General features: G+C 36.9%; 27 protein-coding genes, 2 tRNA genes and 2 rRNA genes. 28 read left to right on the top strand and 3 right to left on the bottom strand.

Features of this window, described 5'->3' with window-relative positions; genetic code table 11:
- Nucleotides 1-19 precede the first annotated feature (19 nt).
- The 23 genes from SPB_RS07720 to SPB_RS07610 all read left to right on the top strand — a co-directional run bounded on the left by SPB_RS07720 (nucleotide 20) and on the right by SPB_RS07610 (nucleotide 18,515).
- Nucleotides 20-2,922: ribosomal RNA gene (locus SPB_RS07720) — 23S ribosomal RNA — on the top strand.
- Between the two features lie 83 nt (nucleotides 2,923-3,005).
- Nucleotides 3,006-3,121 (top strand): 5S ribosomal RNA (rrf, locus tag SPB_RS07715).
- 5 nt (nucleotides 3,122-3,126) lie between these two features.
- Nucleotides 3,127-3,200, top strand: a tRNA-Asn gene (locus tag SPB_RS07710).
- An 88-nt stretch (nucleotides 3,201-3,288) separates the two neighbouring features.
- Nucleotides 3,289-3,362: transfer RNA gene (locus SPB_RS07705), tRNA-Arg, on the top strand.
- Nucleotides 3,363-3,450: 88 nt separating this feature from the next.
- On the top strand, nucleotides 3,451-3,930 hold the full coding sequence (locus SPB_RS07700; RefSeq protein WP_003106108.1) for a sigma-70 RNA polymerase sigma factor region 4 domain-containing protein: 480 nt from the start codon (nucleotides 3,451-3,453) through the stop codon (nucleotides 3,928-3,930).
- 113 nt (nucleotides 3,931-4,043) lie between these two features.
- Nucleotides 4,044-4,571, top strand: coding sequence for a YqeG family HAD IIIA-type phosphatase (locus SPB_RS07695; protein ID WP_003103362.1), 528 nt, complete (start codon nucleotides 4,044-4,046; stop codon nucleotides 4,569-4,571).
- On the top strand, nucleotides 4,571-5,689 hold the full coding sequence (gene yqeH, locus SPB_RS07690) for a ribosome biogenesis GTPase YqeH (RefSeq protein WP_003103642.1): 1,119 nt from the start codon (nucleotides 4,571-4,573) through the stop codon (nucleotides 5,687-5,689). The genes SPB_RS07695 and yqeH overlap by 1 nt, the downstream gene beginning before the upstream one ends.
- A 27-nt stretch (nucleotides 5,690-5,716) precedes the next feature.
- The gene (gene yhbY, locus SPB_RS07685) at nucleotides 5,717-6,028 is read left to right on the top strand and encodes a ribosome assembly RNA-binding protein YhbY (protein WP_003105311.1); all 312 of its coding nucleotides are present in this window, start codon (nucleotides 5,717-5,719) and stop codon (nucleotides 6,026-6,028) included.
- A gap of 26 nt (nucleotides 6,029-6,054) precedes the next feature.
- Complete coding sequence (locus SPB_RS07680; RefSeq protein WP_003104077.1) at nucleotides 6,055-6,687, top strand: nicotinate-nucleotide adenylyltransferase; 633 nt, start codon at nucleotides 6,055-6,057, stop codon at nucleotides 6,685-6,687.
- Nucleotides 6,684-7,274, top strand: coding sequence for a bis(5'-nucleosyl)-tetraphosphatase (symmetrical) YqeK (gene yqeK, locus SPB_RS07675; RefSeq protein ID WP_003102923.1), 591 nt, complete (start codon nucleotides 6,684-6,686; stop codon nucleotides 7,272-7,274). The genes SPB_RS07680 and yqeK overlap by 4 nt, the downstream gene beginning before the upstream one ends.
- A gap of 2 nt (nucleotides 7,275-7,276) precedes the next feature.
- Nucleotides 7,277-7,783, top strand: coding sequence for a cysteine hydrolase family protein (locus tag SPB_RS07670; protein ID WP_003102420.1), 507 nt, complete (start codon nucleotides 7,277-7,279; stop codon nucleotides 7,781-7,783).
- 17 nt (nucleotides 7,784-7,800) lie between these two features.
- On the top strand, nucleotides 7,801-8,154 hold the full coding sequence (gene rsfS, locus SPB_RS07665; protein ID WP_003105715.1) for a ribosome silencing factor: 354 nt from the start codon (nucleotides 7,801-7,803) through the stop codon (nucleotides 8,152-8,154).
- A 41-nt stretch (nucleotides 8,155-8,195) separates the two neighbouring features.
- Entirely contained in the window at nucleotides 8,196-8,936 is a 741-nt protein-coding gene (locus tag SPB_RS07660; protein ID WP_003105124.1) for a class I SAM-dependent DNA methyltransferase, read from the top strand.
- 24 nt (nucleotides 8,937-8,960) lie between these two features.
- The gene (locus tag SPB_RS07655; RefSeq protein ID WP_003103520.1) at nucleotides 8,961-9,587 is read left to right on the top strand and encodes a DJ-1/PfpI family protein; all 627 of its coding nucleotides are present in this window, start codon (nucleotides 8,961-8,963) and stop codon (nucleotides 9,585-9,587) included.
- A 13-nt stretch (nucleotides 9,588-9,600) separates the two neighbouring features.
- Complete coding sequence (locus SPB_RS07650) at nucleotides 9,601-10,698, top strand: nucleotidyltransferase (RefSeq protein WP_003102861.1); 1,098 nt, start codon at nucleotides 9,601-9,603, stop codon at nucleotides 10,696-10,698.
- 98 nt (nucleotides 10,699-10,796) lie between these two features.
- Complete coding sequence (locus SPB_RS07645) at nucleotides 10,797-11,513, top strand: MerR family transcriptional regulator (RefSeq protein ID WP_003106051.1); 717 nt, start codon at nucleotides 10,797-10,799, stop codon at nucleotides 11,511-11,513.
- Nucleotides 11,514-11,644: 131 nt separating this feature from the next.
- Nucleotides 11,645-12,481: an SDR family oxidoreductase gene (locus SPB_RS07640; RefSeq protein WP_003105730.1), complete on the top strand. Its 837-nt coding sequence runs from the start codon at nucleotides 11,645-11,647 to the stop codon at nucleotides 12,479-12,481.
- Between the two features lie 141 nt (nucleotides 12,482-12,622).
- Nucleotides 12,623-13,339, top strand: coding sequence for a YebC/PmpR family DNA-binding transcriptional regulator (locus tag SPB_RS07635; RefSeq protein ID WP_003102947.1), 717 nt, complete (start codon nucleotides 12,623-12,625; stop codon nucleotides 13,337-13,339).
- A 150-nt stretch (nucleotides 13,340-13,489) separates the two neighbouring features.
- Nucleotides 13,490-14,317, top strand: coding sequence for an amino acid ABC transporter substrate-binding protein (locus tag SPB_RS07630; protein WP_003105553.1), 828 nt, complete (start codon nucleotides 13,490-13,492; stop codon nucleotides 14,315-14,317).
- A 158-nt stretch (nucleotides 14,318-14,475) separates the two neighbouring features.
- Nucleotides 14,476-15,321 (top strand): MetQ/NlpA family ABC transporter substrate-binding protein, encoded by an 846-nt coding sequence (locus SPB_RS07625; protein WP_003103284.1) that lies wholly within the window; start codon nucleotides 14,476-14,478, stop codon nucleotides 15,319-15,321.
- 70 nt (nucleotides 15,322-15,391) lie between these two features.
- Nucleotides 15,392-16,765 carry a M20/M25/M40 family metallo-hydrolase gene (locus SPB_RS07620; protein ID WP_003104141.1) on the top strand — a complete coding sequence of 458 codons (1,374 nt, stop codon included), beginning with the start codon at nucleotides 15,392-15,394 and terminating at the stop codon, nucleotides 16,763-16,765.
- Nucleotides 16,758-17,822: a methionine ABC transporter ATP-binding protein gene (locus SPB_RS07615; protein WP_003105013.1), complete on the top strand. Its 1,065-nt coding sequence runs from the start codon at nucleotides 16,758-16,760 to the stop codon at nucleotides 17,820-17,822. Before SPB_RS07620 ends, SPB_RS07615 begins: the two co-directional genes overlap by 8 nt.
- The gene (locus tag SPB_RS07610; protein WP_003105022.1) at nucleotides 17,823-18,515 is read left to right on the top strand and encodes a methionine ABC transporter permease; all 693 of its coding nucleotides are present in this window, start codon (nucleotides 17,823-17,825) and stop codon (nucleotides 18,513-18,515) included. It abuts the gene before it with no gap.
- 98 nt (nucleotides 18,516-18,613) lie between these two features.
- On the opposite strand, the gene ktrA is transcribed toward SPB_RS07610, so the two are convergent.
- The 3 genes from ktrA to rsmG form a co-directional block, all read right to left on the bottom strand.
- A complete protein-coding gene (gene ktrA / locus SPB_RS07605; protein ID WP_003105783.1) occupies nucleotides 18,614-19,288 on the bottom strand; it encodes a potassium uptake transporter gating subunit KtrA in 675 nt (224 codons plus the stop codon).
- A gap of 10 nt (nucleotides 19,289-19,298) precedes the next feature.
- Nucleotides 19,299-20,675, bottom strand: a complete 1,377-nt coding sequence (locus SPB_RS07600; protein ID WP_003103871.1) for a TrkH family potassium uptake protein — start codon at nucleotides 20,673-20,675, stop codon at nucleotides 19,299-19,301.
- Between the two features lie 84 nt (nucleotides 20,676-20,759).
- Nucleotides 20,760-21,473, bottom strand: a complete 714-nt coding sequence (gene rsmG / locus SPB_RS07595; protein ID WP_003104507.1) for a 16S rRNA (guanine(527)-N(7))-methyltransferase RsmG — start codon at nucleotides 21,471-21,473, stop codon at nucleotides 20,760-20,762.
- 143 nt (nucleotides 21,474-21,616) lie between these two features.
- Between rsmG and SPB_RS07590 the strand changes: the two genes are divergently transcribed.
- The 5 genes from SPB_RS07590 (at nucleotide 21,617) to SPB_RS07570 (ending at nucleotide 26,213) form a co-directional block, all read left to right on the top strand.
- A complete protein-coding gene (locus SPB_RS07590) occupies nucleotides 21,617-22,174 on the top strand; it encodes a LemA family protein (protein ID WP_003103300.1) in 558 nt (185 codons plus the stop codon).
- Nucleotides 22,175-22,205: 31 nt separating this feature from the next.
- Entirely contained in the window at nucleotides 22,206-23,102 is an 897-nt protein-coding gene (htpX, locus tag SPB_RS07585) for a zinc metalloprotease HtpX (RefSeq protein ID WP_003106015.1), read from the top strand.
- Between the two features lie 125 nt (nucleotides 23,103-23,227).
- Nucleotides 23,228-23,761 carry a YceD family protein gene (locus SPB_RS07580; protein ID WP_003102943.1) on the top strand — a complete coding sequence of 178 codons (534 nt, stop codon included), beginning with the start codon at nucleotides 23,228-23,230 and terminating at the stop codon, nucleotides 23,759-23,761.
- A 255-nt stretch (nucleotides 23,762-24,016) separates the two neighbouring features.
- Nucleotides 24,017-24,703, top strand: a complete 687-nt coding sequence (gene covR, locus SPB_RS07575; protein WP_003104116.1) for a two-component system response regulator CovR/CsrR — start codon at nucleotides 24,017-24,019, stop codon at nucleotides 24,701-24,703.
- Between the two features lies 1 nt (nucleotide 24,704).
- A complete protein-coding gene (locus SPB_RS07570) occupies nucleotides 24,705-26,213 on the top strand; it encodes a HAMP domain-containing sensor histidine kinase (protein WP_003104114.1) in 1,509 nt (502 codons plus the stop codon).
- The last annotated feature ends 56 nt before the right edge of the window (nucleotides 26,214-26,269 follow it).

Genomic DNA, 26,269 nt, shown 5'->3' with positions numbered 1-26,269 from the left:
GTCGAAAGACTGGAAATAAGGTTAAGTTAATAAGGGCGCACGGTGGATGCCTTGGCACTAGAAGCCGATGAAGGACGTGACTAACGACGAAATGCTTTGGGGAGCTGTAAGTAAGCAAAGATCCAGAGATGTCCGAATGGGGGAACCCGGCATGTAATGCATGTCATCCATGACTGTTAAGGTCATGAGAAGGAAGACGCAGTGAACTGAAACATCTAAGTAGCTGCAGGAAGAGAAAGCAAACGCGATTGCCTTAGTAGCGGCGAGCGAAACGGCAGAAGGGCAAACCGAGGAGTTTACTCCTCGGGGTTGTAGGACTGCGACGTGGGATCAAATACTATAGAAGAATTACCTGGGAAGGTAAGCCAAAGAGAGTAATAGCCTCGTATTTAAAATAGTAAATGACTCTAGCAGTATCCTGAGTACGGCGAGACACGCGAAATCTCGTCGGAATCTGGGAGGACCATCTCCCAACCCTAAATACTCTCTAGTGACCGATAGTGAACCAGTACCGTGAGGGAAAGGTGAAAAGCACCCCGGAAGGGGAGTGAAATAGAACCTGAAACCGTGTGCCTACAACAAGTTCGAGCCCGTTAATGGGTGAGAGCGTGCCTTTTGTAGAATGAACCGGCGAGTTACGATATGATGCGAGGTTAAGTTGAAGAGACGGAGCCGTAGGGAAACCGAGTCTTAATAGGGCGACTTAGTATCATGTTGTAGACCCGAAACCATGTGACCTACCCATGAGCAGGTTGAAGGTGAGGTAAAACTCACTGGAGGACCGAACCAGGGCACGTTGAAAAGTGCTTGGATGACTTGTGGGTAGCGGAGAAATTCCAAACGAACTTGGAGATAGCTGGTTCTCTCCGAAATAGCTTTAGGGCTAGCGTCGATGTTAAGTCTCTTGGAGGTAGAGCACTGTTTGGGTGAGGGGTCCATCCCGGATTACCAATCTCAGATAAACTCCGAATGCCAACGAGATATAATCGGCAGTCAGACTGCGAGTGCTAAGATCCGTAGTCGAAAGGGAACAGCCCAGACCACCAGCTAAGGTCCCAAAATAATTGTTAAGTGGAAAAGGATGTGGGGTTGCACAGACAACTAGGATGTTAGCTTAGAAGCAGCTATTCATTCAAAGAGTGCGTAATAGCTCACTAGTCGAGTGACCCTGCGCCGAAAATGTACCGGGGCTAAAACAATTTACCGAAGCTGTGGATTACCTTTAGAGGTAATGGTAGGAGAGCGTTCTATGTGTGAAGAAGGTATACCGTGAGGAGTGCTGGAACGCATAGAAGTGAGAATGCCGGTATGAGTAGCGAAAGACAGGTGAGAATCCTGTCCACCGTAAGACTAAGGTTTCCAGGGGAAGGCTCGTCCGCCCTGGGTTAGTCGGGACCTAAGGAGAGACCGAAAGGTGTATTCGATGGCCAACAGGTTGATATTCCTGTACTAGTATGTAAAGTGATGGAGGGACGCAGTAGGCTAACTAAAGCGTGCGAATGGAAGAGCACGTTCAAGCAGTGAGGTGTGGTATGAGTCAAATGCTTATACCTAATACATTGAGCTGTGATGAGGAGCGAAATTAAGTAGCGAAGTTAGTGATGTCACACTGCCAAGAAAAGCTTCTAGCGTTTAATTACATACTACCCGTACCGCAAACCGACACAGGTAGTCGAGGCGAGTAGCCTCAGGTGATCGAGAGAACTCTCGTTAAGGAACTCGGCAAAATGACCCCGTAACTTCGGGAGAAGGGGTGCTGGCGTTAGCGTCAGCCGCAGTGAATAGGCCCAAGCAACTGTTTATCAAAAACACAGCTCTCTGCTAAATCGTAAGATGATGTATAGGGGGTGACGCCTGCCCGGTGCTGGAAGGTTAAGAGGAGTGCTTAGCGTAAGCGAAGGTATGAATTGAAGCCCCAGTAAACGGCGGCCGTAACTATAACGGTCCTAAGGTAGCGAAATTCCTTGTCGGGTAAGTTCCGACCCGCACGAAAGGCGTAATGATTTGGGCACTGTCTCAACGAGAGACTCGGTGAAATTTTAGTACCTGTGAAGATGCAGGTTACCCGCGACAGGACGGAAAGACCCCATGGAGCTTTACTGCAGTTTGATATTGAGTATCTGTACCACATGTACAGGATAGGTAGGAGCCATTGAAGACGGGACGCCAGTTTCGTCTGAGGCAATGTTGGGATACTACCCTTGTGTTATGGCTACTCTAACCCAGATAGGTTAACCCTATCGGAGACAGTGTCTGACGGGCAGTTTGACTGGGGCGGTCGCCTCCTAAAAGGTAACGGAGGCGCCCAAAGGTTCCCTCAGATTGGTTGGAAATCAATCGTAGAGTGTAAAGGTATAAGGGAGCTTGACTGCGAGAGTTACAACTCGAGCAGGGACGAAAGTCGGGCTTAGTGATCCGGTGGTTCCGCATGGAAGGGCCATCGCTCAACGGATAAAAGCTACCCTGGGGATAACAGGCTTATCTCCCCCAAGAGTTCACATCGACGGGGAGGTTTGGCACCTCGATGTCGGCTCGTCGCATCCTGGGGCTGTAGTCGGTCCCAAGGGTTGGGCTGTTCGCCCATTAAAGCGGCACGCGAGCTGGGTTCAGAACGTCGTGAGACAGTTCGGTCCCTATCCGTCGCGGGCGTAGGAAATTTGAGAGGATCTGCTCCTAGTACGAGAGGACCAGAGTGGACTTACCGCTGGTGTACCAGTTGTCTTGCCAAAGGCATCGCTGGGTAGCTATGTAGGGAAGGGATAAGCGCTGAAAGCATCTAAGTGCGAAGCCCCCCTCAAGATGAGATTTCCCATGATTTTATATCAGTAAGAGCCCTGAGAGATGATCAGGTAGATAGGTTAGAAGTGGAAGTATAGCGATATATGAAGCGGACTAATACTAATAGCTCGAGGACTTATCCTAAGATAAGTATGAACAAATAGTTTATTGACAGTTTTGGTCAAACTTGTTAGAATATAGATATTCAATTTTGAGTGGACTCAAAGTTAAGTGACGATAGCCTAGGAGATACACCTGTACCCATGCCGAACACAGTAGTTAAGCCCTAGAACGCCTGAAGTAGTTGGGGGTTGCCCCCTGTTAGATACGGAAGTCGCTTAGCATTGATCCGCCATAGCTCAGTTGGTAGTAGCGCATGACTGTTAATCATGATGTCGTAGGTTCGAGTCCTACTGGCGGAGTAAATTGAGATAGGCTAGCCTATCTTTTTTATTGATTGGCTTGCATTTTTAGCGATAAAGGTGTAAGATATTTCTAGGTAATTAAGTAGCACCCTTAGCTCAACTGGATAGAGTACCTGACTACGAATCAGGCGGTTAGAGGTTCGACTCCTCTAGGGTGCATCATAATTTAAACAACATGACATGGATGTCATGTTGTTTTTGTTTTGGTTCCTTTATAATAATTTCAATACTATTATAAGGAGTAAGAATGGATCAATTTGATAAATGTTTTAAAACTGTCAAACCAACTATTTATAAATTTATGCGGTCTTATTATATTCACTTATGGGAAAAGGATGATTGGTTTCAAGAAGGTCGACTCATTTTGCATGATTTACTTCATCGAAATCCAGACTTGTATAAGAATGAGCAACAACTATTAGTATATTTTAAAACTAAATTTTCTTCACACTTAAAGGATGTTATCCGTTTCCAAGAGAGTCAGAAGAGACGATTTAATAGAATGCCATATGAAGAAATTGGAGAAATAGCTCATAAAATTCCAAGTCAAGGATTGGTATTGGATGAGTTTATTGCATACCAATCAATTATTGAACAGATTTCTGGTATTTTAACAAAAGAAGAGCAGTCTCAATTATATGCATTGATGAGAGGCGAAAGGTTTATTGGTAGAAGAGCACTATTAAGAAAAATTAAACCATTTTTTATCGATTTCTTGGATGAATAATATAAATTTTAAAATTTATATTGTTATAACTTAGCCTACGTATAAGCGATAGTTTGATTACTTTTCATTTTAAATATGGTATAATTAAGGTACTAACGACTTTTGGAGAAAAAATGAGTATAGACGATTATAGGCCGACCTATATGGTTGGAGCTGTTTACGATTTAAGAGCAAATGATTTATTAAGAAATGGCATAAATGCTGTATTAGTTGATTTAGATAATACTTTAATTGCATGGAATAATCCAGATGGTACGCCTGAAGTTAGAGCATGGTTGGATGAAATGACGATTGCTGATATAACTGTAGTTGTTGTTTCAAATAATAATTATAAACGTGTTGAACGAGCTGTATCACGCTTTGGTGTTGATTTTATTAGTAGAGCAATGAAACCTTTTGCAAGGGGAATTAACATTGCCATTAAACGTTATGGTTTTGACCGCGATGAAGTTATTATGGTTGGTGATCAGTTAATGACAGATATTCGAGCGAGCCATAGAGCTGGAATTAAATCAGTTTTAGTTAAACCATTAGTAGCTTCTGATGCATGGAATACTAAAATCAACCGTGCACGCGAGAAACGAGTTTTTGCAAAATTAGAAGATAAATATGGAAAATTAACATATAAAAAAGGAATTTAATGGAAGAATTAATTTGTATTGGATGTGGTATAAACATTCAAACTGAAAATAAAGAACAAGCTGGTTATACACCAACTGGAGCACTTAAAAAAGGTCTTGAAACTGGTGAATTGTATTGTCAGCGTTGCTTTAGATTACGACACTATAATGAAATAACAGATGTCAATATTTCTGACGAAGAGTTTTTGAAATTACTTCATGAAGTTGGAGATAGTGATGCTTTAGTCATTAACGTTATTGATATTTTTGATTTTAATGGCTCAGTTATTCCAGGCTTATCACGCTTTGTTTCTGGTAACGATGTTCTTTTGGTTGGTAACAAAAAGGATATTTTGCCTAAATCTGTAAAAGAAGGCAAAGTTACCCAATGGCTGACTGAGAGAGCACATGAAGAGGGGCTAAGACCACTCGATGTAATTTTAACTAGTGCTCAAAATAATAATGCAATAAAAGAATTAATTGAAAAAATTAATCAACTTCGCAAAGGGCGAGATGTCTATGTTGTTGGCGTTACCAATGTTGGTAAATCAACCTTAATTAATGCTATTATTCAGGAAATTACTGGTGACAAGGATATAATTACAACATCTCGATTTCCTGGAACAACCCTTGATAAAATTGAAATTCCACTTGATGATGGGACTTTCATCTTTGATACACCTGGGATTATTCATCGCCATCAAATGGCCCACTTTTTGACTGCTAAAGATCTTAAATATATCAGTCCTAAAAAAGAAATTAAACCAAAGACTTATCAGCTTAATTCCGAACAGACACTATTTTTAGGTGGATTAGGACGTTTTGATTTTATCTCTGGTGATAAGCAGGGCTTTACAGCGTATTTTGATAATAATTTAATGGTTCATAGAACCAAGTTAGAGGGTGCAAGCGAATTTTATCAGAAGCACTTAGGTTTATTATTGACGCCACCAGGACCAGCTGATAAGGAAGATTTTCCTAAGCTAGTGCCACATGAATTCACTATTTCTGACAAGACAGATTTAGTCTTTTCAGGACTAGGCTGGCTAAGAATTAATGGCAGCAAAGATGCTCCCGTAAGAATTGCAGGATGGGCTCCTAAAGGAGTTAGCGTTCTAACCCGCAAAGCGATTATCTAAAGATAATCTAAGAAAAAAGGATATTACATGTTAACAAGTAAACAACGTGCTTTTTTGAAATCAGAAGCACATAGTCTTAAACCAATTGTTCAGATTGGTAAAAATGGCTTAAATAATCAAATTAAAACAAGCATTAGACAAGCACTCGATGCCCGTGAATTAATCAAAGTAACATTGTTACAAAATACTGATGAAGACATTCATGACGTTGCTGAAACTTTAGAAGAAGAAATTGGTTGTGATTCAGTTTTAAAAATTGGTCGCATTATTATCTTGTACAAAGTTTCTGCAAAAAAAGAAAATCGCAAATTGTCAGTCAAAGTTAAAGCAATTCAATAATAGTAAAATATACAGCTGGAGAAGGTATGTCTTTAGAACTCGTTACACCATTTACAAAAGTAGAATTAAAAACAGAAGAAAAAGATACAAATCGCAAACAAGTTGGAATTTTGGGTGGAAATTTCAACCCTATTCATAATGCCCATTTAGTGGTTGCAGATCAAGTTAGACAACAACTAGGTCTTGACCATGTCTTTTTGATGCCTGAATTTAAACCGCCGCATGTTGATACTAAGGAAACGATTGAGGAATCACATCGTCTTAACATGCTTAAATTAGCTATTGAAGAAGTTGATGGGCTAGAGATTGAGACCTGTGAACTTGAGCGTAAAGGGAAATCTTATACTTTTGATACGATGAAAGCCTTAACTGAGCAAAATCCAAATGTTGATTATTACTTTATTATTGGTGCAGATATGGTTGCTTATTTACCAAAATGGTATCGTATTGACGAGCTTGTGGAAATGGTTCAGTTTGTTGGAGTTCAAAGACCAAAATTTAAAGCAGGTACTTCTTATCCAGTTATTTGGGTAGATATTCCGTTAATGGATATTTCTTCAAGTATGATTCGTGACTTTATCAAAAAGGGCCGCAAACCAAATTACTTGCTTCCACAATCAGTATTAACTTATATTGAAAACGAAGGTCTTTACAAATGACATATCAAGCTTATATTCCCTATAAACGTAAGGAATTACTTGAAAAAATTGCTACGCAGATGAGTCCACGGAGATATCAACATGTTCTAGGTGTCGAAAAAGCTGCAAAAGCCTTAGCTAAAAAGAATCAATATGATCCTGAAAAAGCTGGTCTCGCTGCTTTATTACATGATTATGCTAAAGAATGTGATAATCAGGTTTTTATTGATTTAATCAAAAAGTATCAATTAGATCCCGATTTGTTAAATTGGAATAATAATGTATGGCATGGTAAAGTGGGTATCTATAAGATACAAGAAGATTTAGGTTTAAAAGACCCAGAAATCTTACGTGCAATTGAGATTCACACTGTCGGTGCAGCAGAAATGACGCTCTTAGATAAAATTTTATACGTTGCTGATTACATTGAAGAAGGTAGGATTTTCCCATTAGTGAATGATGCACGAATAATTGCAAATGAGAGTCTAGATAAAGCAGTTGCATTTGAAACAGTAAATACTGTTGCTTACTTAGCTAAGAAGTCGGTACCTATTTATCCGCAAACGATTGAAACTTATAATGCATTTTGTCACTATTTGAGGGATTGAAAATGAAAGAAGCATTACTAGTAGTTGATATGCAAAATCAATTGATTGAGGAAGGACCTTATCAATTGATACAAATGGTTGAAGGTATTCAAAAATTACTTGCTAATTTTCGAGAAAGAAAGCAACCAGTTATTTTTGTTAGGCATAATGGTTTAGGGATGCTACTTGGCAGTCGAGATTGGGAAATTTACCCAAGCTTGTCTCCACAAAAAGGTGAAAAAATTATTGATAAAACCTTTAATAGTGCCTTTAAAAAGACTGACTTGAAAGAGTACATCGATAACCAAGCAATTACACAATTGGTAATTGTTGGCATGCAAACTGAGTATTGTATAGATGCAACTGTTAAGTCTGCATTTGATTTGGATATACCTGTTATCCTACCAATTGGCTTAACCTCAACTTTTGATAATTTACTAATGTCGGCTCAAACACTGATTGCCCATTATTCTGATATATGGCAAGGTCGCTTTGCTCAACTACTGTCTCTTGAAGACCTTATAAAATAGAAAGAAATAAACATTTAATGAAAAAAGAAGAACTTTTAGAACTTGCTGCTAAGGCAGCTGACGAAAAACGGGCTGAAGATATTTTAGCATTAGACCTTGAAGGCTTAACTAGCTTAACTGACTATTTCCTAATTGCTAGTGCAACAAACACTCGTCAACTGGAAGCAATTGCTGAAAATATTCGTGAGAAAGTTAAAGAAGCTGGCGGAGAGGCAAGTCATGTTGAAGGTGACAGTGCAACTGGCTGGGTATTGTTAGACTTAAATGATGTTGTTGTTCATATTTTTACAGAAGATCAACGTTTCCATTATAATATTGAAAAACTCTGGCATGAAGCGCCATCAGTTAACTTAGAAAATTTATTAGCATAAAAAAACAGTCAATTCGACTGTTTTTTCAGAATAGAGGATATATGACAATTTATGAAACATTTGCATCAGTTTATGATGCTGTTATGGATGATAGTTTATATGACTTGTGGACCGATTTTACTCTTCGTCACTTGCCGAAGAGTAAAGACCACAAAAAATTATTGGAATTAGCTTGTGGAACAGGTATTCAGTCAATTCGTTTTGCTCAAGCGGGGTTTGATGTCACTGGTTTAGATCTTAGTCAAGATATGTTGGATATTGCAGAAAAAAGATCTAAGACAGCTAAACAAAACATAAAATTCTTACAAGGGAATATGCTTTACTTAAAGCAAGCTGGTAAGTATGATTTTGTAACTTGTTATTCAGATTCAATTTGTTATATGCAAGATGAAGTAGAAGTTGGAGATGTCTTCAAAGAAGTTTATAATGCTTTAAATGAAGGTGGTGTCTTTATCTTTGATGTCCACTCAACATACCAAACGGATACAGTTTTCCCAGGCTATTCTTACCATGAAAATGCTGATGAGTTTGCTATGATATGGGACACCTATGAGGATGATGCTCCCCACTCGGTCGTTCATGAATTAACATTCTTTATTCAGGAAGAGGATGGCACCTTCACTCGTCATGATGAAGTTCATGAAGAACGAACTTATGAAATTTTAACCTATGATATCTTACTTGAACAAGCAGGCTTTAAATCATTTAAAATCTATGCTGATTTTGAAGATAAGGAACCAAATGAAACTAGTAAACGATGGTTTTTTGTAGCACAGAAGTAAAAAATATTTGAATGAGGAGATTTTATGAAAATTGCTTTACTAATTTATCCAGAATTTTCCTTATATGAAATTACTCCATTAACAGCATCATTAGCACTTCAATATAATGAAAAAGTTGATATTATTGCTAGTCAGAAAAAACTGCATAAAAGTGAAGATGGTTTCCAAGTAATGCCTCATTATTCAATTGATGAGATTGACTTAACAACATATGAACTAATTCTTCTAACTGGCACAATGGACCCTTTTTTTGCTGTAAATGATGTTAATTTAATCAATACGCTTTCAAAAATTAGCTTAGAAGATACAGTTGTAGCTTCTATTTCATCCTCTCCATTACTACTTGCAAAAGCAGGGTTATTAGATACTTATAAATTTACAGGTGGAATCTATCGTAACTATTTTAATAGTTTTACTTGGTTGAAAGAAAGTAACTATTTACCTAGACTTTGTACCATTGATAGAAATCTGATAACTGCAATAGGTAGTTCTATGGCTGTTTCTTTATTTACTGATTCAGTCTTAGCTAAATTACATTTCATAAATGAATTTCCTGAACTACCAAGTGAGGAAGTTTCGTTTACTCTAGAACAAAATGATTATGAACAAATGATAGGAGAAGTTCGACGTCTCTATCCAAACATTAATTAACCAAGGAGGTTCTATGGCTATTACAGGCATTGTTGCTGAATTTAATCCTTTCCATTATGGCCATAAGTACCTGCTTGAGCAGGCTGAGGGCCTGAAAATTGTGGCCATGTCGGGCAATTTCGTCCAGCGTGGTGAGCCGGCTATTGTTGATAAGTGGACTCGGGCTCAAATGGCACTGGAAAATGGTGCAGACATTGTTGTTGAGCTCCCTTTTCAAGTGGCTGTTCAGTCGGCTGATTATTTTGCTCAGGGAGCTGTCGACATTCTTACTAAGATGGGTGTAGATACTTTGGCTTTCGGCACAGAAGAAAACCTGGATTATAGTGAGATTGCTAGGGTTTATGAGGAAAAATCTGAGCAGATGACAGCTTTTCTAGCGACGCTAGATGATTCCCTCTCTTACCCTCAGAAAACCCAACTAATGTGGGAAAAGTTTACCGGAATTGATTTTTCTGGTAATACCCCAAATCACATTTTGGCTTTGGCTTACGCAAAGGCTAGCGCGGGGAAAAATTTACGACTACAGCCCATCACAAGGCAGGGCGCCGCATACCATTCCCAAGATAAAAATCAGCTCATGGCCTCCGCAACGGCCATCCGCAAACACATTTCAGACCCAGTATTTTTAAAACAGGCAACGCCCAGCACGGAGTTGATTCTATCCGCACCGCACTTGACTTGGGACAACTATTACCCTCTTTTAAGGTATCAGCTCTTAACGCATTCCGATTTGACCCAGATTCCGCAGGTTAACCAGGAATTGGCCAGTCGCATCAGCTCGGCCATTGCGAGCGCAGCGAACTTGGAAGACCTAGTGGAGCAAGTGGCGACCAAACGCTACACCAAAGCGCGGGTTCGCCGGCTCTTGACCTACATCTTAGTTAATGCTCAGGAAGCGCCTTTGCCGCAAGGAATCCATCTTTTAGGTTTTACGGAAAATGGCCAAGCTCATTTAAAGAGTTTGAAAAAATCAGTCCATTTAATCAGTAAAATCGGTGCCGATCCTTGGGATAAACCAACACAGCAGGCTGATTTGGTCTATCGAATAGGCCATCCTGATCTGCCAGAACAAACTTTCGGGCGAAGCCCCATTAGGATTTTAAAAAATTAACTTGGTTTAGCCAAGTTTTTTTATTTTCTGCTTGACCCTAACCTAAGGTAATGGTTTATACTAGTCTTAAGCTAGCAAAGATGAGAAAGGAGGACAGTATGAAGACTGTTAAAGAAGTCAGTCAATTAACAGGGATTACCATTCGAACCCTGCATCACTATGATAAAATTGGCTTATTAAAGCCAGCAGTCATAAAGGAAAATGGCTATCGTTATTATGATGATGACAATTTGCAAAGATTACAAGAAATTTTACTTTTCAGAGAATTAGAATTTCCTTTAAAGGCCATAGACCAAATCCTCAATCACAGGTCTTATGATCGTCAGCAGGCACTTAAAGATCACATAAAATTATTGGAAATGAAAGAGGCAAAGCTAAAAGAATTATTGGCTTTTGCTAGAGATTTAGAAAAAGGAGTAGCAACAATGACATTTGACGCTTTTAAAGACAAAGAGTATGAAGAGTATCAAACAGAGGTTAAGGAACGCTGGGGTTCAACTCAAGCTTATGCTGAATATGAAGGAAAAAAAGACAAAGTAGATTATCAGGCAGTCAGCCAAGAAATGGCAGCCATTTTTGGACAATTTGGGGCCTTGAAAGACTTGGGTGCAGACCACGAAACGGTACAAACTCAGGTTAAAAGATTGCAAGACTATATCACAAATCATTTTTATACTTGTACAAATGAGATACTAGCTGGCTTAGGTCAAATGTACGTTGGCGACCTACGCTTTAAGGAGAATATTGACCAAATGGGTGGCCCTGGGACAGCTGATTTTGCGTCAGAGGCTATTGCTATTTATTGTCAAAAATAAAAAGTTAATTGAATTTTTCTATATTTTTTTCGAATCATAAAGTATGGACTAGTTGAGAATCTATTCCTTAAACTAAATTCTAAAGGCATTATTCATTCCATGATATAATATCTTGGAAAAAGGAGATTGCTATGACGACAATTGCGATAACAGGTGTAACTGGAAAGCTCGGTGGCTACTTAGCTTCTGAATTAAATCAATTAGGGATAGAAAGCCGTCATTTGGCTAGAAGGCCAGAAAAGGCACAAACATATGCTAATGCGGAGCTTGTTCAGTCTTTCTATGATGAGTCAGATCAAACAATCAAGTCTCTGACTGGGATTGAGGTATTATTCATGGTTTCGGCTCGTGAGAGTTTATCACGACTTGAGGAGCATAAAGCCCTTTTGCGTGCTGCCCAAAAAGCTGGTGTCAAGCATATTATTTACACTTCCTTCATGAATGCAAGGCCTGATGCAACCTTCACCTTGGCTCGTGATCATGCTTGGACGGAGGGTTACATCAAAGAATTGGGCTTTAGCTACACTTTTTTGCGGGATAATTTTTATCAGGATATGTTTTTGGAAATAGCTGAGCAGGCTAGCTTATTAAGAGGCCCAGCAGGGCAAGGAAAAGTCTCTGCCCTACTTCGTTCAGATGTGGCAGCAGTTGCTTTAAGAATCCTCCAAGAACCCGCAAAATGGGAAAATCAGAGCTTGAACTTAACGGGACCGCAAGCCCTATCCCTAGAGGAGATAGCTGCCTTATTGACTCAGTATTTAGGTAAAGAAGTCACTTATTATGATGAAGGGCTTGAAGAAGCTTATGAGTGGCGTAAGCAGTGGCCAGTTGAAGACTGGCAGTATGATGCCTGGGTCTCAACCTATACCGCAATTGCCAAAGATGAATTGTCTTTAGTCTCTAATGACATTGAAAAGGTCTTGGGGAGACCGGCAACTTCTTTGCAAGACTTCTTGAAAAATCGCTAATGAATTTTTTAGCCACTGGCTCCTTATTTTCCATTTTACCAATTGCCCTCAAAGTGCTATAATAATAGAGTTAATGAGACAGCTCTGCTATTTACAAAAAAGAGAGCTTTAAAAAAATACACTTATAACGAGGAGAATCCAATGGGACGTAAATGGGCCAATATTGTTGCCAAAAAAACTGCTAAAGACGGAGCTACTTCAAAAGTTTATGCTAAGTTTGGCGTAGAAATCTATGTTGCTGCTAAGCAAGGAGACCCAGATCCAGAATCAAACTCTGCTCTTAAATTCGTTATCGATCGTGCGAAACAGGCCCAAGTGCCAAAACACGTTATCGATAAAGCTATTGATAAAGCTAAAGGTAACACAGATGAGACCTTCGTTGAAGGCCGTTATGAAGGCTTCGGTCCTAATGGTTCAATGATTATCGTTGATACTTTGACATCAAATGTAAACAGAACGGCTGCTAATGTTCGTACTGCCTACGGTAAAAATGGTGGTAACATGGGTGCTTCAGGATCTGTTGCCTATATGTTTGACAAAAAAGGGGTCATTGTTTTTGCTGGTGACGACGCAGATGCTATCTTCGAATTGCTTTTAGAAGCTGATGTTGAAGTAGATGATGTTGAAGCAGAAGAAGGAACAATTACAGTCTACACTGCACCAACTGATTTACATAAAGGAATTCAAGCCCTTCGTGATTCAGGTATTTCAGAATTCCAAGTGACCGAATTAGAAATGATTCCACAAAGTGAAGTGACACTTGAAGGTGAAGACTTAGAAAAATTTGAAAAATTAGTAGATGCTCTAGAATCTGACGATGATGTGCAAAAAGTTTACCATAACGTTTCAGATTTTTAATGAAACCTTCTCTATTAGAGGATGAGCCAAATGGCTTGTCCACTTTTTTGTTGTGATAAGGAAAGCATATCACAGTGATACCTTATTGGTATTAGTGCTAGTTAATGAATCATGCTAAAATACTACTATTATAACTAAGGAGATTATTTAATGGCTTTAAAAAAAATAGTAGCAGTCAGTGCTTTGGGTTTGGCAACAGTCAGTCTATTAGCAGCATGTGCTAATGATAAAAATGCTAATTCAGATAAAAAAGAAAAAGTGAACTTTGCGACAGTTGGAACAACAGCTCCCTTTTCTTATCAAAAAGATGGGAAATTGACAGGCTATGATATTGAGGTTGCTAAAGCTGTTTTTAAAGATTCTGAAGACTATAAAGTTAACTTTAAGAAAACAGAATGGTCATCTATTTTTACTGGTTTAGATGCTAGCAAATTCCAAATGGGTGCCAACAATATTTCTTATACCAAAGAACGTGCCAATAAGTATCTTTTCTCTTATCCAACAGGAACTACACCTTCAGTTTTAGTCGTTCCTAAAGATAGTAATATTAAATCATATGCTGATATTAAGGGACATTCAACTCAAGTCGTCCAAGGGACTACAACAGCTGCTCAGTTAGAAGACTACAAGAAAAAAGAAGGCGATAAAAGCTTAAACTTGAAATACACTAACGAAAATATTACACAAATTTTAAGTAACTTAAGTCAAGGAAAAGCTGACTTCAAAATTTTTGATGCCCCAACTGTAAATTCAATTATCAAAGAGCAAGGCTTGGATAATTTAAAAACAATTCCCTTGGAAAGTAAGGACCAACCATATATTTACTTCATTTTTGGTCAAGACCAAGAAGAATTGCAAAGCTTTGTTAATAAACGTCTAAAAACTTTAGAAAAAGACGGAACCTTGACTAAGTTAGCAAAAGAATATCTCGGTGGATCATATGCACCTCAGCAAGATCAAATGAAATTACCAAAATAATAATAAATTTCAATTGTGAAGACGATATCAATGTCTTCACATTTTTTTAAAATTTAATATAGTTTTAAACTATATTAAATACTATGTTTTATCTATTTGAAAACTATAACAAAAAAAGGTAGAATAATAACATGCTTAAGAAATGAGGAATAATATAGATGAAATTACATAAAATTATAGGAATTACTGGTATTGCATTACTTTCAACAGTTTTAGTTGCATGTGGCAGTCCCAAAAACGACAAAAATACTATTACAGTTGGCGTAATGACAAAGACTGAATCTGATCAGGCTCGTTGGGATAAGATTGAAGAGCTCTTGAAAAAAGAAAATGTTACGCTCAAGTATAAAGAGTTTACTGATTACAATCAACCTAATAAAGCTGTTGATAATGGTGAGGTAGATATTAATGCTTTCCAACATTATAATTTCTTGTCTAACTGGAATAAAGAAAACAAAGGTGATTTAGTTGCTATTGCCGATACTTATATTAGTCCAATTCATTTATTCTCAGGAACCAATCAAAAAGGTAAAGCTAAGTATTCAAGTATCAAAGATTTACCAAATGGGGCACAAATTGCCATTCCAAATGATGCGACAAATGAATCACGTGCTCTTTATCTCTTAGAATCTGCTGGTTTGATTAAATTAGATGTTTCAGGTGAAAAATTAGCAACAATTGCTAATGTCACAAGTAACAGCAAAAAATTAGATATTAAAGAACTAGATGCTAGTCAAACAGCTCGTTCATTAACATCCGCAGATGCAGCAATTGTTAATAATAGTTTCGCCGTACCTGCTAAAATTGACTTCAAGACATCTCTTTACAAAGAGAAAGTTGATAAAAATACTAAACAGTGGGTTAATATCTTAACTGCTAAAAAAGATTGGAAGAAATCTGATAAAGCAGTAGCTATTAAAAAATTAATCAAAGCTTATCATACAGATGAGGTTAAAAAAGTTGTTGATAAAACATCTGATGGTGTTGATATTACAGTTTGGTAATGGTCAGAAATAAGTGATATTGAAAGGTTGATGACAAAAGTCCCAACCTTTTCTTGATAGGAGGATAGTGATGACAAGTTTAAATAACAATGATATTATTGATCGCTTTTGGCAAGACCAATTAACCCAGTCATATTTTGAAGATTTAAAGAGCCTAATAGCTAGAAAGTCGATATTCGCTCAAGATATAGGACTTATGGAAGTCGCAACCTTTCTAGAATTACTATTTCAAAAGGCTGGTGCTCAGGTTATTTTAGACACAACCTACAAAGCTCCCTTTGTACTAGCAACTTTTACTAGTCCTAAGAAGGATGCCAAAACACTTATTTTTTATAATCACTATGATACTGTCCCAGCTGATGCTGATCAAGAATGGCAAAGTGATCCTTTTGAATTGACTATTCGAGATAATTTTATTTATGGAAGAGGTGTTGATGATGACAAAGGTCACATTATCGCCCGTTTGACGGCTGTTCAAAAGTATTTAGCAGAATATGGGTCGCTGCCAATTAACATAATTTTTATGATGGAAGGTGCTGAGGAATCAGCATCAGTCGACTTAGAGCATTATCTAAAAAAATACCAGTCACAATTGCAAGATTCAGAGCTTTTGATATGGGAGCAGGGAATTCGTAATGAACTCAATCAGCTGGAGGTAACTGGTGGTAATAAAGGAATTGTTACCTTTAATGCAGAGATTAAAAGTGCTAAGTTGGATAGCCACTCCAAATTAGGTGGCAGTATTGAATCTGCTACTTGGTATTTGATTAATGCCTTGACTAGTTTAAGAGGAAATAATGGTCAGATATTAATTGATGGTTTGACTGATACCATTCAAGCACCAAGTCAAAAAGAATTAGAACTTGTTGCACAATATGCATTAGAAGATGAAGATAAGATCAAAGACCTTTACGGCCTACAATTACCTATGTTACAATCAGATAGATTAGAATTTCTGAAGACCTATTATTTTCAGCCTGCCTTAACGATTCAAGGCATTTGGTCTGGCTATTTAGGCCAAGGTGTCAAAACGATTATTCCTTCCCAGGCACAAGCTAAATTAGAAATAAGATTGGTGCCTGGCATGGACCCCAAAGTTGTCTTTAAACAAGTTCAGCATCAACTACAAAAAAATGGTTTCGGTCATGTTGAATTAACTTATACGCTTGGGGAAAAAGGCTACCGCAGTGATTTAAGTCATCCAGCTATTCAACACTTGATTTCTGTTTTAGATAAGCACTATCCAGGAGGGCTAAGCCTTTTGCCAACATCGGCCGGAACTGGACCAATGCATACAGTCTTCGAAGAATTAGCTGTACCTATGGCTTCCTTTGGATTAGGAAGCAAAGATAGTCGAGATCATGCTGGAGATGAAAATATTAGTATTGCAGATTATTATACCCATATTATATTGGTAGAGGAGTTAATTAAAAGTTATGAGTGAAACAATGATTCAACTAGATCATATTGATATTACTTTTGAACAAAAGAATCGAAGAATTGAAGCTGTTAAAGATGTTTCAATTGATATCCAAAAAGGTGATATCTATGGGATTGTTGGTTATTCTGGTGCTGGGAAATCAACACTGGTCCGTGTGATCAACCTCTTACAAAAGCCTACTGCAGGAAGAATTACTATTGATAAGGACCTGACTTTCGATCAGGGCAAAATCCAATTATCATCTCAAGCCCTGCGTGAAAAACGTCGTGAGATTGGAATGATCTTCCAACACTTTAATTTGATGGCTCAAAAAACGGCTAAGGAGAATGTGGCATTTGCACTACGTCATTCAGGCTTAGCCAAAACGGACATTGACAAAAAAGTTGAGGACTTACTGGAATTAGTTGGGTTGGCTGATCGTGCCAACAATTACCCATCACAATTATCAGGTGGGCAAAAACAAAGGGTGGCAATTGCACGTGCTTTGGCTAATGATCCGAAAATTTTAATTTCCGATGAAGCAACTTCAGCACTGGATCCGAAGACGACGAAACAGATTTTGAGTCTCTTACAGGATTTAAATAAGAAGCTGGGCTTAACAATTGTCATGATTACCCACGAGATGCAAATTGTCAAAGATATCTGTAATCGAGTGGCGGTTATGCAAAATGGGCATTTGATTGAAGAAGGAACTGTTCTGGAGATTTTTTCTAATCCCAAAGAGGCCTTAACTCAGGAATTTATCTTAACAGCAACTGGTATAGACGAAGCCTTATTGAAAATAAATCAGCAAGACATCGTCCAAAATCTGCCCCAAAATGCACTCTTGGTCCAGTTAAATTATGTCGGTAGTTCGACTGATGAACCAATTCTCAATCAAATTTACCGTGACTTTGAGGTAACGGCCAACATTTTATATGGGAATATTGAAATTCTTGACCAAACGCCAGTTGGTGAAATGATTCTCGTCTTGGAAGGCAATCAAGACAATATCTTAGCTGCTGAGAAAGCACTCAATGCAGCAGACGTTCAAGTTCAAATTTTAAAAAGGGGAGAATAAATGACTGATCTTTTACAAAATTATTTACCTAATGTTGTTCAATTGGGTTGGTCAGGTGATGCCGGCTGGGGCATGGGTATTTGGAATACCTTATTTATGACCATTATTCCTTTTATTATAGGTGGGACAATTGGACTTTTCCTTGGCCTAATGCTAGTTCTAATGGGGCCTGGTGGGGTTATTGAGAATAAACAAGTGTCTTGGTTTTTGGACAAAGTAACTTCAATTTTCAGAGCAATTCCCTTCATCATTTTAATTGCTATTCTTGCAAGTCTGACTTATTTATTAATGGGGACTATCTTGGGTGCTAAGGCTGCTTTGGTTCCTCTAACCTTTGCGACTTTTCCTTTTTTTGCTCGCCAAGTTCAAGTTGTCTTTTCTGAACTGGACAAAGGGGTTATAGAAGCCGCCCAAGCATCAGGAGCAACTTTCTGGGACATTATTATGGTTTACCTAACTGAAGGCCTACCAGACTTAATCAGAGTCTCTACGGTGACCCTTATCTCACTTGTTGGTGAAACGGCGATGGCCGGGGCAATTGGTGCTGGTGGTCTTGGGAATATAGCTATTTCTTATGGTTATAACCGTTTTAACAATGATGTTACCTGGGTAGCCACTTTGTTAATTTTATTACTGATCTTTTTGATTCAATTCTTAGGCGACAGCTTAACACGTCGTGTCAGCCACAAGTAAAAAAAGTTGACCTTAGTCAACTTTTTTTTACTTGTCTTAAATTTTCTGTTTGTAAGAATTAACTGACAGCAGAGCTATTCATCAAAAATCTAAGAGATTTAGTTAAAATAGCCTAGGTAGTCAAACTTTTCAATGGTATTATCATTTGCGATGGCGACAATGATTGTATCTTTTGATAATGATTTGTTTGGATCAACATTGGGAATTAATTTTTTATCTGGTAAGTGACGGACCCCAATAACATTTAGGTCATAATTTTGACGGACATCGAGTTCTGTAAGGCTTTTCCCAACCCATTTTTTAGGTATATGGAAATTGATCATTGATACCCCCTGTTCTAGATAAATGATATTCTCAATATGATTTTTCATTATATTGGAAGCTAATTGCTTACCAGAGTCGCGTTCTGGTGTAATAACTTTGGTAGCCCCAATGCCTAATAGAACCTCTTCAAAGACTCTATTTTTTGCTTTAGCAATAATCACAGGAACACCTAATTTTTTACAGTTCATAATGGCCAGAACGGATGATTCTAAGTTCTTTCCTGAGGCGATAACTACTGTATCACAGTTATCTATACCCACGCCTAATAAGAATTCTTGGTCTGTCATATCGCCAACGGCAGCTTTTGTCACCAAATCAGCAACCTGATTAACCAGTAATTCATTGCTATCTATGGCAATGACATCTTGATCAAATTCACTTAAGCGTCTAGCCACAGTTCGACCAAATATTCCGAGTCCTAGTACTCCAACGGTTTTTCGTTTATACATAATAATCTCCTTATCCAATTAGAATTTTTGCTTCTGCAAAGTTTACTTTCTTTTCATGACCTTTAATCAAGCTGAGAAGGAAGGTTATTGGGCCAACTCGTCCCATAAACATTAATATCATAATAATGATTTTACCCATTGATGATAATTTTGGTGTGACGTCCATTGATACACCGACTGTACCTATTGCAGAAACTGACTCAAACATTAATGCGATTGGCTCTATTTCTGGTTCAACCCAAATTAATAATAAGAAGCCAATAAATAATACAGTGAAGAAGAAAATAGCAACAGTTGTTGTTTGTTTAATCGTTTTAGTTGAAATAGTCCTAAAATGGTAGGTGACTTTTGAGAGCCCTGAAAATTCAGCTTTGAAAAGTAAAAAAATGATTGCTGCTGTTGTTACCTTGATACCACCAGCAGTACCGCCTGGTGCCCCGCCAATGATCATTTGAAACATATATAAGAAGTTGGTTGGGGCAAGTGCATCTGTATAGGAAATGGTAGCAAAACCGGCAGTACGCATGGTTACAGTTTGGAAAAATGAAATCATAATTTGCTGCAGAAAGTGATAGTTTCCGATTGTTTTAGGATTATCTTTTTCTAAAAACCAAGTAATCAGTGTACCTGCAACAAGGATAATTGTAGTTGTTTGTAATACAAGACGGGTGTGATGTGAGATCTTTCTAAAAAAAGATTTAAAATGGCGTGGACGGTCAGTAAGTGTATTACGAATGATGGTATAGATATCATTCCATACAGTAAAGCCAATCCCACCAGAAATAATTAAGGTGCAGATAACTAAATTTATGGTGGGATTAACAATAAATGCCTTCAAACTACTTGATGAAAAATTATCAAATCCCGCATTACAAAACGCAGAAACGGCTAAAAAAATGCTATTAAAAATGCCGTTCTTCCAACCAAAACGAGGCACAAAGTCGCTAGCTATAATGCAAGCAGCTGTAGTTTCAATAAAAAATGTAAGCTTATAAGCAAAGAAAAGATAGCTTTTCAAACCTATGTTATCTTCTCGGTTTAAGGCGGATTGTAACAGACTACTATTGGCAACATCTAACTTTTTATTGATAAAAAAAGTACTAATTGCAATTAAGGTAACAAGTCCCAAACCACCAATTTGCATTAAAAAGATGGAGATTGTTTGTCCAATCCCATTATAGGCGTCAGCTACAGGGACAACAGAAAGACCTGTCACACAGACCATTGACACTGCTGTAAATAGATGATTAATATATGCAACATCAGGACTGTTAGCATAATGTGAAAAAGGCATTGCTAAAAGAATACTACCAACTAAAATAACAATAGCAAAACTTAATGTTAATCGTTGTGTAATAGACCATGATCTTGGCTTCGTAATTTTCATCATTTCTCCTTTACCAATCAAAACTATCATATCAAAAAAAAGACAAAACTGCATGGAAACTGTCAAGTTTTTGTCTTTCAATTGTTATAATGGTTTTTTGTTTGGTAAACCTGCTTTTCGGGGGTATTTATTTGGAGTTTCTTTTTTCTTCTCTACAATTGTTATATATCTAGAGTCACCATTTGGCAATTGGTAATGTTGGTTTAAGTCGACTTGTGAAAAAAGAGTAGCTAATGCTTTTTTTGCATCACTTAATTCTTGATCAGCTGCTTGTGCTTTCAAAGCAATCAGTTGACCTTTAATTCTTAAGAAGGGAATAGTCAATTCTGATAAGACTTGCATGCGAGCAACTGCTCTGGCCGTTACAATGTCAAACTGTCCTCGAAAATTTTTATCTTGTCCAAAATCTTCTGCTCTGCCATGATAAAAATGAACATTGGTCAAGTTAAGTTTGTCAGCTAACAAATTCAAGAAATTAATTCGTTTATTTAAGGAGTCAATAATCGTCACATCAAGTTCTGGGCAGATGATTTTCATTGGAATACTGGGGAACCCGGCTCCAGCCCCAATATCTAAGAGTTTAATCGGCTGATTAGTGATATGGCCTTGTAAGATTGGAGCAATTGAATCATAAAAGTGTTTTAAATAGACTTCATCAAGATCTGTAATTGCAGTTAAGTTAATTTTTTGATTCCACTCGATAAGTGTTTCAAGATAGGTTTTAAATTGGTCTTTTTGATAATCAGTCAAAAAGATTTGATGGCTTTCTAGAGCCAGGTAAAATTCTTCAGGGGTCATGGTAATCCTCAATATCTCATTTTTACCATTTTACCACAAATTGATTAATAAAAAAATCAAGTAGAATAGCATTTCTTGCCTAATTAGTATCAAAATGATATAAAAGTTGTTATAATAAAATTAAACAATAAAGGAGAATTCAGATGCCAACATTTTTAATAATACTTATCATCGTGGGACTTGTAGCCCTATGGTTAATGACAACATATAATAGTTTAGTGAAAGCTAGAATGCATACAAAAGAAGCTTGGAGTCAAATTGATGTTCAACTAAAACGTCGTAATGATTTAATTCCAAACTTAATCGAGACAGTAAAAGGTTATGCAAACTATGAAGAAAAAACCTTTGAAAAAATTACTAATCTTCGTGCTAAAGTAAATCAAGCCTCAACACCAGCTGAAACAATGGAGGCATCAAATGAATTAACTAAACAAGTTACACAGTTGATTGCCGTTGCTGAAAACTATCCAGATTTAAAAGCAAATCAAAATTTCCTAAAATTACAGGATGAATTGACAAATACTGAAAATAAAATTTCTTATTCACGTCAATTATTCAACAGTACAACAGCAAACTATAATACAAAATTAGAAACATTCCCAAGCAGTTTTGTTGGAAAAATGTTTGGTTTTAAACCAAGTGAATTTTTACAAGTTCCAGAAGCTGAAAAGGAAGTTCCAAAAGTTAATTTTGAATTTTAATATTCGTTACGAATTCAAGAAGGGAGGCTAAATGTTATATCAACAAATTTCACAAAATAAACGACGGACTGTCATTTTAGTTATTGTATTTTTTATCCTCCTGACAGTAATTGGTGCCGCGGCAGGTTATATGTTGTTTGAAAACTATCAGCTAGGAATAGCAATTGCTGTGATTATTGGTTCAATTTATGCTTTTAGTATGATTTTTCAATCAACTGCCGTCGTTATGAGTATGAATAATGCGCGTGAAATAACAGTTGACCAAGCTCCTGAATTTTTTCATATCGTCGAGGATATGGCAATGGTTGCACAGATACCAATGCCAAAGGTTTATATTATTGATGACCCTTCCTTAAATGCATTTGCAACTGGCTCCAGCCCTAAAAACGCTGCAGTAGCAGCGACAAGTGGTTTATTGCAAATTATGAATCGGGAAGAATTAGAAGGGGTTATTGGTCACGAAGTAAGTCATATCCGTAACTATGACATACGAATCTCAACTATAGCAGTTGCATTAGCTTCTGCTATTACCTTAATCTCGTCAATTGGTGGGAGAATGATGTGGTATGGTGGTGGTCGTCGAAGTAGTAATGACCGCGACAGTAACAGCGGATTAGGAATAGTGATGCTTGTTGTTTCGATTTTGTCACTCATACTAGCACCGCTTTTAGCGACCTTAGTCCAACTAGCTATTTCTCGGCAACGAGAATTCTTAGCAGATGCTAGTTCAGTTGAACTAACTCGTAATCCGGAAGGTATGATTAAAGCTCTAGAAAAATTGGATAATTCACAAGCCATGGATAATCCTGTTGATGATGCCAGTGCTGCTTTATATATTAATGAGCCTAGAGATAGAGAAAAAATCTCGTCATTATTTAGTACTCATCCACCAATTGAGGAAAGAATCAATCGATTAAGACACATGTAAAAAAATTGAAATATTTTATTTTTTTAACAAGTGTTTAATTATTGATTATTCTATTTTTTAGTATTCTATTGACAAGGACTAAAATTAATAGTAAAAAAATAATTAGATATTTATTAGGAGAAACAATGTTACAAGTTTCAGAACTCAAAAAAAGACAAGAACCGAAACACTTTGCTGTCAATTTAGAAATTGGTTCAATTTTAAAAGATCGCAACCCAGAAATTATTGATATCAAGGATGTCCTTGCGGAAGGCACAGTTGTTTATGAACAGGGATTGTTTATCTTAGACTATAGTTTAGATTATACAATTATCTTACCTTCTAGCCGTTCAATGAAAGAAGTTAGCTTGACTGAACATCAATTAATTCAGGAGTTGTTCATTGAGGAATCTGAAGTATCAAATAAGAAGGATTTGGTTGAAGAAAATCTTGTTCTTGTACTAAATGAACCGGTTATTAATCTGGAAGAAAGTGTAATTGATAACATATTATTAAACATTCCTTTACAGGTTTTAACAGAAGATGAAAAGTCGTCTGAAGATTTCCCAACTGGACAAAATTGGGAAGTTTTAACAGAAGAACAATATTTGCAACTTAAAGCAGATCAGAAAAAAGAAACTAACCCATTTGCAAGCTTACAAGGGTTGTTTGATGAATAAACCTGTGAATTATGAATAAAACTGAATCTTTAAGATTTTTGTAATTTTCTGTTGAAAAAATGACTTGACTTTGGTATACTCTATACAGTATCTAATCACTTTCTTTAAATTTCTCTTAACACCTTACGTAGAAAGAAGTTAGCGGTGTTTTTTATCAGAAATTTAATGGCAATGTCGTAGAGACGAAAAAAATATAAAAGATGTCCTTTTAAGTTCAAAATCTAATAGAACTTAAAAGATTAAGGATTGGTGTAAATGACGAAGAAAATTTTAATTGTTGAAGACGAAAAGAATCTAGCAAGATTTGTTTCTCTTGAATTACAACATGAAGGCTATGAAGTTAGTGTTGAAGTAAACGGTAGAGAAGGACTTGAAACTGCATTAGAAAAAGATTTTGATTTAATTCTGCTTGACTTAATGCTTCCTGAGATGGATGGTTTTGAAGTTACTCGCCGCTTACAAACAGAAAAAACAACTTATATCATGATGATGACTGCGCGTGATTCAATCATGGATGTTGTTGCAGGTCTTGACCGTGGTGCGGATGACTATATCGTAAAACCTTTTGCGATTGAAGAATTGTTGGCACGTATTCGTGCAATCTTCCGTCGACAAGATATCGAAACTGAGAAGAAAGCGCCAAATCAAGGCGTTTACCGCGATTTAGTGTTAAATCCTCAAAATCGTTCAGTTAATCGTGGAGATGAAGAAATTTCATTAACAAAACGTGAATATGATTTATTAAATATTTTGATGACTAATATGAACCGTGTGATGACTCGTGAAGAGTTATTATCAAGTGTATGGAAGTATGATGAAGCTGTTGAAACAAACGTAGTTGATGTTTATATTCGTTATCTTCGTGGCAAAATTGATATGCCAGGAAGAGAATCTTACATCCAAACAGTTCGTGGAATGGGATATGTAATTCGCGAGAAATAAGATGCAAATAAAAATTCGGAAAACAGGTCAGTATAAGAAATCTTTACCAAAAAGTTTATCTAATTTATTCTTTGTACTATTTTTCTGTATTTTTTCTGCATTTACTTTGATTGCATACTATTCAACAAATTATTTTTTATTGAAAAAAGAAAAACAGGCTGTTAATCAGACTGTTGATATGGTTAGAGTTCGTCTGTCACAGGTGAACTCTAATTTTTCGATTAATAATTTATCAGATGTTTTATATCAAAATAGCAAAGAAAATCTAAAGATTGACAGTTATAGTGGTCAAGAATTAATACGGAGTCGTAGAGATTTAACAAATATTTTAGATTCAAAACAAGATATTTATATCTATAACATTGATAAACGAATGATTTTTACGACTGATGAGGAAGAAAATTCGTTTAATTTAGAAGGTCCCATTAATAAAGTTTTTGAAGATCAGTTACCTGATGAATATCGAGGGCTTTCAATAATTCAGAAAGTTTATTCAAAAGAAACTGGCCATTTGTTAGGATATGTTCAAATCTTTCAAGACTTAGAAAACTATTATATTATTCGAGCACGGCTGTTAATATGGTTGCTTTTTGTTGAATTATTTGGGACAAGTTTGGCTTATTTCATCATATATTTCTCAACAAGACACTTCTTAGAACCCCTGCAAAATTTACATGATGTGATGCGGATGATCTCTGAAAATCCAAATAATTTAGCTCTGCGATCAAACATAAAATCAGGTGATGAAATTGAAGAGCTGTCATCGATTTTTGATACCATGCTAGACAAGGTTGAAAACTATACTAATTTACAGTCTCGCTTTATAAGTGATGTTAGTCATGAGTTACGAACACCAGTGGCAATCATTAAAGGCCATATCGGTCTTTTACAACGGTGGGGTAAAGATGATAGTGAGATTTTAGAAGAAAGTCTGAATGCGACGGCTCATGAAGCTGATCGGATGGCTATTATGATCAATGATATGCTTGATATGATTAGGGTACAAGGTAGTTTTGATGGGCATCAAAATGATATAACTAATCTAGAAAGTTCAATTGAAACAGTCATTGGCAATTTCAAGGTTTTACGTGAAGATTTTATTTTCAATTGGACCAATCCTAAACTTGATTTAGAGGGCAAAATATACAAGAATCATTTTGAACAAGCATTAATGATATTAATTGATAATGCTATTAAGTACTCGCAAAAAGAAAAAGAAATAACAATTGATTTGCGGCTTCAAAGTACCAACCAGGCCATTGTCACAGTTACTGATAAAGGTGAAGGAATTTCGCAAGAGGATTTTGAACATATTTTTGAGCGTTTCTACCGATCTGATAAATCACGCAACAGGACAAGCACGCAAGCCGGACTAGGAATCGGATTATCTATTTTACATCAAATTGTCGAGGGATATAATCTCAGTATGGAGGTTAAGAGTCTGTTACATGAAGGATCGACTTTTATATTATATATTCCACTAGTGGACCCCTTACAATTAATCAATTAGCTAATCTGTAGATTAGCTAATTTTTTCTTTGAGTTGGGTTTCGAGAGTCGTTTATA

This window comes from Streptococcus parauberis NCFD 2020, from assembly GCF_000187935.1.
Lineage (GTDB): Bacteria > Bacillota > Bacilli > Lactobacillales > Streptococcaceae > Streptococcus > Streptococcus parauberis.
Note: the sequence above shows the minus strand (reverse complement) of the source record. Positions and strands in the feature narration are given on the sequence as shown.